A 7,883-nucleotide genomic window follows, 5' to 3' on the forward strand; every position below is an offset into this window, starting at 1 on the left:
CATAAATATGAAGAGGCTTTAGCGTTTCTAAAGGAGACTCTATCTGAATGGGTAGAAAATTATCAAGTAGAAGCCTTTGAATTATAATAAGTAAACACCTAACTATTTTTAAAATGAAACAAAGTAAACTTAAAGTATCAGAAGTTGGTCAATATGTAAGCCAAAAGTATTTTGATCAACATACCAACTGCTACAAAGAAACCTTCCCAAGCACAGCTTCATCATTTGTAATTCCTAAGTCTTTGATTGAAAAAGTAATCAATTTATCTCCAGAAGTAAAAGGGATTCGGTTTATGTACGGACTTGCCGATCATTTAAACCCTAATAGTATACGAATACTTCTTATACCTTGCAGTGCTAGATCTGAATATTCCGTTGGCAACCAAGCTATCCTGATTAAACAAGGGTATTATGATCATTTAGGTGAAAAGCATTCTACCTTAAGAACATGCGAATTGATTTCATCATTCGTGAATGATATAAAAAAAAGAGATCAAGGATTGAACTATAAAGAAATTACCAGAGGAGGATTCTTTGGCAAGAAGAAACTATTGGAGTTCATCAAAGACAGTCAAGGTGATCAAATTACGCTGCACTTTAGTTATAAAGAGGAAATAATTCATCCAATATTAGAATTTCAAAAGGAAAATAATTCCCTTTTTGGAAATTGGGCACAACCATGCCCTCCATTATGTAAAGAAAAATCTGAAACAGAAATAGGGGAAGAAGAAAATGATGATTGTCTAGCTACAGCTGCAGTATCAAAAATACACCAACATTCATCTGAAAAAGTTTTAGATCTATATAGGGTTTTCAGAGATAATAAACTTCTTGATATGAAAGATGGAGCGATTTATTACGAATTATACTATTTTATCTCTCCTTATGTAAGTGGTTTTATTGATCAGCAGACCAACAAAACTGACCTATTGAAAAGTATATACCTTGATAAAATCACTCCTTTTCATCATTTATTAACGGAGCATAAATATGAAGAGGCTTTAGCGTTTCTAAAGGAGACTTTATCTGAATGGGTAGGTAATTATCAAGTAGAAATGATTGAAAGCTAATTGTATTTCAAGCTAAAACATATTCAGCTTAATAACAATTCTTATAATAAGACAGTTATTAAGCTGTTTTTTTGATCTATATTGAAGTGAGATTACCACTTGAATTGTTTGTTGTGTAAAAAGTTAGTTCTATTTTTGGTTGAAAAAACATCTACCTACTAACAAAAAAGATGTCAGATATTGCCATTCGAAAAAAAGAAAAATCTCAATTTTCAACCCCTTTAGAAATTATTCACCTTGATGATGTATTGATGGATAAAGATATGAAAGAGGGTTTACACCGGCATGATTTCTTTTTCCTAATGGCCTTAGAAGAAGCCAACGGTCAACATCATATTGATTTTGTCCACTACCCAATTGATGCAAATACACTTTTTATCATACGACCTGGACAGGTGCATGAACTAGTCCTCCAACAGAGAAGTAAAGGCTATTTAATCGCTTTTGATGCTCATCTTTTTAATGAAGATAAAGAACTCTTAAGAAAGGTAAGTCAGCAAAATCATTATAAATTTACCTCACACAACTTCAAGTCAATAGTATCAATTTTTGAAAATATAGATAAGGAATATTCAAAAAAAGAATTGAAGTATCAAGCTGTCATAAAAGCAAATCTAGAGATTTTATTTGTCCTTTTACATCGCAATATGGATCAAAAAATAGTATTTCATAACAGATCAAACATTCATGAACAAGAAATACTGGAAGAATTCATATATCTATTAGAAAATCAAACATGCCCCAATAAACAAGTGATTGAATATGCGGAAATACTCAATATTTCATCGAACAAACTTAATTCCATTACTAAAAAGTTGGTAGGAAAAAAATGTTCTCAACTTATTCAAGAGCAGACCCTTCTCGAAGCAAAGCGATTGCTTTTATCAACTTCTCACCACATTAATGAAATTGCTTTCAAATTATGTTTTAACGACCCCGCCTACTTTATCCGATTCTTCAAGAAACATACCCACTACACACCTAATTCATTTCGTCAACAATCTCAATAAGTGCCATTATTTTTACATTTTGTCCTATTCATCTTCTTCCATATTCTATGACCTTTGTTTACATCAATACAAACTGAAAAAAGATGAATATATTACTCAAAATTCTACTAATAGGCATTGGAAGTACAGCTACAATGGACATTTATGCCTTTATTCTAAGACAATTTGGGATCAATGGATTAGATTACAGATTTTTAGGGCGCTGGATTGGCTACTTGTTCAAGGGTAAATTTTTTCACCATAAAATAGTTGATTCACCTGCTATAAAATCAGAAGTGATAATTGGTCAGCTTGCACATTATGCAATAGGAATTGTTTTTGCTTTCCTGCTGGTTTTATTTTTTGGTAAAAAATGGCTAAGTGTCCCCACATTACTACCTGCTTTGATTATAGGATGGCTGACTTTACTTGCCCCCTTTTTTATCATGCAACCTGCCTTCGGGTTTGGTATTGGAGGAAGCAACCTACCCAATCCTATCAAAGCAAGATTAATGAGCTTTTTAATTCATAGTATCTATGGTTTAGGTTTATTTTTATCTGCATTTATGATAAGTAAATTCAAATGGGGGAATTAAAAATGAAAACTAGCTCATTGGTTTGAACTAAATAATTGTAACTTGAAATCGCTATTTCATTCCAAATAACAACCTGAACTGATGGAAAAACTGAAAAATATACTGACTGATTTAATTCAAATCACTGAAGATGAGTGGGAGATTTTAAAAGAAAAGCTCATATTTCAACACTATAAAGCAAAGTCTGTTGTGAGTAGTGAGGGTAAGATTGAAGATGCAGTATATTTTATTGATCAGGGTTTGATCCGCTCTTATTACCTTCAAGATGGAAAGGAAATTAATACTTATTTTGCTTGTGACGGTCAGTTTATTTCCAGTTATTCCAGCTTTATTTCTCAAACTCCTGCCCTTGAGAATTTGGAAGCCATAGAAGAGAGTACCGTCTATGCGATATCATTTGAAACCATGGCAGAACTCTATCAGAAAGCCTCTAAGTTTGAGAAATTAGGGCGTATTATGGCCGAGAAAAACTATCTCTGTGTGATTGAAAGGACTAGAAAGATGCAAATACTGACGGCTAAAGAAAAATACCTGGACTTTATTCAAACGTATGCCGACAAGATTGTACATAGAGTTCCTCAACATCAAATTGCGAGCTATCTTGGCATTGCTCCAGAATCACTGAGCAGAGTTCGGAAGCAAATCAGCATTTCTTAACAAATATCAATGCACCCCTTTTTTCAACACTATAGCTTTGTAGTATTATTTAAAAACAAACGAAGTTATGATGAAAAAAGTAGTTCTATTCTTCTTAAAAGCTGGCATTCTTGCCCTAACTCTAAACCTTACCTTAGCATCTTGTTCTCTTAAACCTTTAGCTTGGACGCCTCCTGAAAAACCTGAACTCAAAGGAAGCACTGCAGAAAATGAATTGCTTGGTGCTACGCAATGGATCGACCTTGAAGGATGGTATGGCCCTGAGGATATTGCTGTAGACAAAGAGGGAAATTTATACTGTGGTGCTCATATTTCAGAAACTGATTTTTCGGATGGAAGAGTATTGAAAATTGATACCGCTGGTAATATTTCTGAATTCTGTAATACAGAAGAATGGGTAGCTGGTTTACACTTTGATGCTCAGCAAAACCTGATTGCTTGTGTACCTAATAAAGGCTTAGTAAGCATTGATCAGAAGGGTGAAATGACGATTCTTGCGAGTGAAGATGAACATGGAAATCAATTCTTAATACCAAATGATGTAGACATTGCCAACGATGGCATGATTTACTTTTCCAACACTTCTTCCAAGGTTCCTTTCTCTCGATTAAATGCCCGCAAGATCATCTTTGAAGTTCGACCGGACGGAGGTCTATACTCTTATAACCCAAAAACAAAGGAAGTAAAAACGCTGATCGATGGCTCTTATTTTGGCAATGGAGTGGCCGTTTCACAAAATGATGATTTCGTGTTATTAGTAGAATTGACAAAATATAGGGTTTTACGTTATTGGCTGAAAGGTGAAAAGAAGGGCGAAACTGAAATCTTTATTGACAATCTTCCGGGTCTTCCTAACGGTGTCGCTACAAGAGAAGACGGAAGCTTTTGGCTCGGTTTCACCACTAGAAGAGACGACGTTTTGGATAAAGTCCAACCGAATACAGGCATGAAGAAATTTATCTTTTCTATACCTCTTTGGTTGCAACCACAGCAAGAAGCTTTTGGTATGATCATGCATTTGAGTGAAAAAGGTGAAATTTTGAAGACCTACTATGATACTTCTGGAGAGTTTGTTTCTGAAGCCAGTTCAGTGGAGGAACACAATGGATTTTTATATCTTGGTGGTGATTTGACAGATCATATCGGCAGGTATAAATTGGAGGAATAAGCTGATTAAATAATATACCGTACAGACGTTACTTGAAATAGGGTTATTTTTTGTATTACTTTTGATGGGTGAAAATTTTAAAGTAGTTCATAAATAGTAATACAAATAATTTAACCCTTGAGATGAAGCTATTAATTTTAAGACTTCAAAAACAAAAATCATTTATATTAACAACGCAAACTTTATGTTGAAAAAAATCTACTTTACAGCTATCATCTCAGCAATGCTATTTTCTTGTGCTTCCAACTCAGAGAATGAATCTGCAATTCAATTTACAGGTTTCACATTTACGGATTCTAATGGAAATGTAATCTCTGCAGAAGATGACGATTGGAATTTTTCTGGAGATTGGAGTACTTCAGAAGAAAATTTATTTTCGAAGTCAATCAATCAATGTACAAAAGAAAGCGATCATAATTTTAATATTATCGTATACCCTAATCCTTGTGAAGACCAATTTATGATTCAACTTTCAAAACCGGAAGGAAGTACAATTTCTTACAGAATAGTTGATGAAGATTTTAACGTCTATTTTTCTGAAGATGATGTACAGTCAATTAAAAGTCCAATAGATTTAAAAAGTGTAACACTTTCAAAAAATGTTCTTCGATTCTATTATATCATCTCTAATGGAGAATGTGACTATATTGGGCATGGAGATATTCAGGTAAACCAATAGAGCTTATTTTAGTAATTAATAATTAAATGGAGAAAAGTATATATAAAACAAAGCCACGTTTAACATTAATTGGCTCTTATATGATGAGTGTCTGCTTTTTTGGAGCATTCCTTTGGTTATGCTTTGATGGACTAAATAATGAAACAAAATTATTTATAATTCCACTTTCAATCTGCTTTGGGGTTTTGTTATTGGTTAGTCTTTATTACTTAATTTCCATTAAAATACTTCGATTAACTGAAGACTATCTATATGTATCATATCTCTTTCTACCTTCCATGAAAAGAATAGCGTTAAACGATATTTTTAGTATAAAACAGGACAAAAAAAAGACGCATCTAGGTGCTAGGTCTAAATTTTCATTCTATCAAGTAAAGACCTATATTAAGATAAAAAACCTAAATACAATCAAGGTTGATATGGTTGGAAAGGCTGATTTTGAAGAGTTTTATAGTGCATATAGAAAAGTAAAGAGTGGAAGAGAATATCAAAACAAGGGGATTCGACACAAATTGTTTTTATATCTACTCGATAGTATAGACGGAATTTTTTGGTTAATTCCATTTTCCTTATTGACAGTTAGTTTAGTATACTCTCTTTTCTCCAAATAGATCCATATTTATAATATCTATAAATGATCAGGTCCCTCTTCATCCTAAACTCATCATTTCAAATCGTGGATTTAGGATGAGATGGCATCCAACAAAAACGACACCACCACTTCACTTATTTCAGACTTCTCATTTTTAGGTGTGGCAATCAAAACATCAGTAGTATATTTTTTATCTAAATCCCAAAAAGTCAATTCAGGATACTGATGATTGTGCTTTAAACTACTCGGTACAATTGAAACACCTAATCCATTTCTCACCAACTGAATAATAGAATTGATATTGTTGGATTCATGTACTACGTTGGGGATAAACCCGTATTGGGAGCATATTTCCACCAAAGAATGGTAGTACACAGGAGCATATTCTTTATTAAAAAACACAAAAACTTTATCCTTTACCTCCGCTAATTTTTTTACTTGACCCAAGAGTTCATGATTGAAAACCAACGAATATTGATCTTTAAACCATAGTTTAGAGGATATTTTTGTAGAAACTAAAGGTGCCCTAATAATTCCAAGATCAAGTTTATGCTGTTCCAACGCCAAAATCTGCTTGGCTGTAGATACTTCGTATAATTTAATTTTCAAGAAGGGATATTGTTGTGTTAAAAACTGCACAAGTTTGGCAATTTGAGCAGAGAAAGTTGAACTGATATATCCTATTCTATACTCACCACTTACATTTTCAGCAATTTTTTTTGTCTTCAAAGTAATGGACTCTAAACCTTGAAGCTGTTTTGTGACTTCTTCTTTAAAATATTTTCCAGCTTCCGTCAACGTGACCTTTTTATTACTGCGTTCAAAAAGTTTTGCCCCAAGTTCATCTTCAAGTTCTTTGATTTGTCTGCTTAAAGGAGGCTGAGAAATACAGAGTCGTTCTGATGCTTTTGTAAAGTTCAATTCTTCTGCTACTGCTAAAAAATATTTCAAGTGTCTTATTTCCATTTCTATACTTAATAGGTATTAATACATGACAAAATAAGTCTTTTTAAGGCAATCGTAAAAGCAATACATTTGAATTATTCAATCACAAAAAGAAACTATTATGGAAAAATCAACAGTAAAAGAAATTAAAGAAAGGTTTGATCATGATGTCGAAAGATTCTCCAACTTGGAAACAGGACAAGTGGCCACTATTGATGCTACAATTTCTCTTGAATTATTAACCGAAGCCTCTAAAAGAATTGTTCCTGAGGCTGAATATTTGTTAGATATTGGTTGCGGTGCAGGAAATTACACCTTAAAAATGTTGAGTAAGATTGCCAACCTTCACTGTACTTTAGTGGATTTGAGTCAGCCAATGTTGGATAGAGCAAAAGAAAGAGTTACTGAAAAAACCATCAACAGCGTTGAGACAATTCAAGGTGATATACGTGAGGTTCAACTTCAAGAAAATAGTTTTGATATCATCTTAGCAGGAACAGTTTTACATCATTTGAGAGATGATCAAGACTGGGAAACTACTTTTCAAAAGTTGTATCGACTTTTAAAACCAGGTGGATGTTTAATGATTTCTGATTTGGTGACACAAGAAAATGAAACCATGAACGAATACATTTGGGAGCGTTATGGTGATTATTTGGAGGGGGTGAATGGAAAAGAATATAGAAAGACAGTTTTGGAATATATTGAAAAAGAAGACTCTCCTAGACCCGTTACCTATCAATTGGATTTAATGAAAAAAGTGGGTTTCACAACCACTGAAATTTTACATAAAAATATGTGTTTTGCTGCTTTCGGAGGCATCAAATAGATCTCATTGTAAGTACTAGGACAGAAGAAATGGAACAACACTATTGTGCACCATGACTGAAGTCATGGGCAGGTGATACCGACTCCACCAACACTAAAGTGTTGCTTACATTATCAATCTTCAAGACTTTAGTCTTGATTAGATTGTTGTATCACCTGCCCATAGTTTTAACTATGGTGCAAGAAATACTCGATTACTTTTGTCCTAGTACTTTTCACTCTGTAAACTAAATTATCGTCAACTTTCACTCAGCATTTCTACAAGCTTTGAAGGTTCTACTTTCAAGCTTCCTTCTTCTTCATTTTTCCATTGATGAAAAACGAAGCAAAAAATCTAGGCTTAGAAGTCAAAAGCTAAA

9 protein-coding genes are annotated in these 7,883 nt (G+C 33.4%); 8 read left to right on the top strand and 1 reads right to left on the bottom strand.

Annotated elements, in window-relative coordinates:
- Positions 1 to 113 precede the first annotated feature (113 nt).
- The 7 genes from AVL50_RS27545 to AVL50_RS27575 all read left to right on the top strand — a co-directional run bounded on the left by AVL50_RS27545 (position 114) and on the right by AVL50_RS27575 (position 5,770).
- Entirely contained in the window at positions 114 to 1,070 is a 957-nt protein-coding gene (locus AVL50_RS27545; RefSeq protein WP_062620463.1) for a hypothetical protein, read from the top strand.
- Between the two features lie 170 nt (positions 1,071 to 1,240).
- Positions 1,241 to 2,080: a helix-turn-helix domain-containing protein gene (locus tag AVL50_RS27550; protein ID WP_062614486.1), complete on the top strand. Its 840-nt coding sequence runs from the start codon at positions 1,241 to 1,243 to the stop codon at positions 2,078 to 2,080.
- Between the two features lie 83 nt (positions 2,081 to 2,163).
- Positions 2,164 to 2,655, top strand: a complete 492-nt coding sequence (locus tag AVL50_RS27555; protein WP_062614485.1) for a DUF2938 family protein — start codon at positions 2,164 to 2,166, stop codon at positions 2,653 to 2,655.
- 81 nt (positions 2,656 to 2,736) lie between these two features.
- Positions 2,737 to 3,312 (top strand): Crp/Fnr family transcriptional regulator, encoded by a 576-nt coding sequence (locus AVL50_RS27560; protein WP_062614484.1) that lies wholly within the window; start codon positions 2,737 to 2,739, stop codon positions 3,310 to 3,312.
- A gap of 67 nt (positions 3,313 to 3,379) precedes the next feature.
- Positions 3,380 to 4,480: an SMP-30/gluconolactonase/LRE family protein gene (locus AVL50_RS27565; RefSeq protein ID WP_062614483.1), complete on the top strand. Its 1,101-nt coding sequence runs from the start codon at positions 3,380 to 3,382 to the stop codon at positions 4,478 to 4,480.
- A 184-nt stretch (positions 4,481 to 4,664) separates the two neighbouring features.
- Positions 4,665 to 5,159, top strand: coding sequence for a hypothetical protein (locus AVL50_RS27570; RefSeq protein WP_062614482.1), 495 nt, complete (start codon positions 4,665 to 4,667; stop codon positions 5,157 to 5,159).
- Between the two features lie 26 nt (positions 5,160 to 5,185).
- The gene (locus AVL50_RS27575) at positions 5,186 to 5,770 is read left to right on the top strand and encodes a hypothetical protein (protein WP_062614481.1); all 585 of its coding nucleotides are present in this window, start codon (positions 5,186 to 5,188) and stop codon (positions 5,768 to 5,770) included.
- 71 nt (positions 5,771 to 5,841) lie between these two features.
- Here AVL50_RS27575 and AVL50_RS27580 read toward each other — a convergent pair whose 3' ends face one another.
- Positions 5,842 to 6,717 (bottom strand): LysR family transcriptional regulator, encoded by an 876-nt coding sequence (locus tag AVL50_RS27580; protein ID WP_062614480.1) that lies wholly within the window; start codon positions 6,715 to 6,717, stop codon positions 5,842 to 5,844.
- A 100-nt stretch (positions 6,718 to 6,817) separates the two neighbouring features.
- Here AVL50_RS27580 and AVL50_RS27585 point away from each other — a divergent pair, with 100 nt between their 5' ends.
- Positions 6,818 to 7,525, top strand: coding sequence for a class I SAM-dependent methyltransferase (locus tag AVL50_RS27585; RefSeq protein ID WP_062614479.1), 708 nt, complete (start codon positions 6,818 to 6,820; stop codon positions 7,523 to 7,525).
- The last annotated feature ends 358 nt before the right edge of the window (positions 7,526 to 7,883 follow it).

This window comes from Flammeovirga sp. SJP92 (assembly GCF_001583495.1).
GTDB lineage: Bacteria > Bacteroidota > Bacteroidia > Cytophagales > Flammeovirgaceae > Flammeovirga.